The sequence below is a fragment of the Burkholderia sp. SIMBA_051 genome, from assembly GCF_046534915.1.
Lineage (GTDB): Bacteria > Pseudomonadota > Gammaproteobacteria > Burkholderiales > Burkholderiaceae > Burkholderia > Burkholderia ambifaria.
In genome coordinates this window covers 1-330 of sequence record NZ_JAWRXS010000118.1, presented here as the reverse complement: position 1 = coordinate 330, position 330 = coordinate 1, and the positions used below count along the sequence as shown (strand labels likewise).

Sequence of the window (330 nt, the reverse complement as noted above, 5' to 3'; positions counted from 1 at the left end):
CGCAATCCGCTCGCGCCCGTGCGCAACGCGATCGGCGTGATGCAGATCGAGGCGGGAGTGAGTCCCACGCTGGCGCGCTCGCGCGATCTGATCGATCGCCAGGTCACGCATCTCACGCGGCTCGTCGACGATCTGCTCGACATCGGCCGGATCATGTCGGACAAGGTCGAGTTGCGCATTGGCCGCGTCGATCTCGGCGAGGTGGTGGCGCGCGGCATGGAAGCGGCGCGGCCGTTTACCGACGCGCATTCGCAGACCGTTGTAACGAACCTGCCGCGCGAACCGGTGGTCGTGCGCGGCGACATGACGCGTCTCGTGCAGGTGTTGCAG

1 protein-coding gene is annotated in these 330 nt (G+C 67.3%); it reads left to right on the top strand.

What is annotated here, in order from left to right; translation table 11 throughout:
* A partial coding sequence (locus SB771_RS33815; RefSeq protein WP_410721895.1) for a sensor histidine kinase occupies nucleotides 1-330 on the top strand: 330 nt, incomplete at both ends.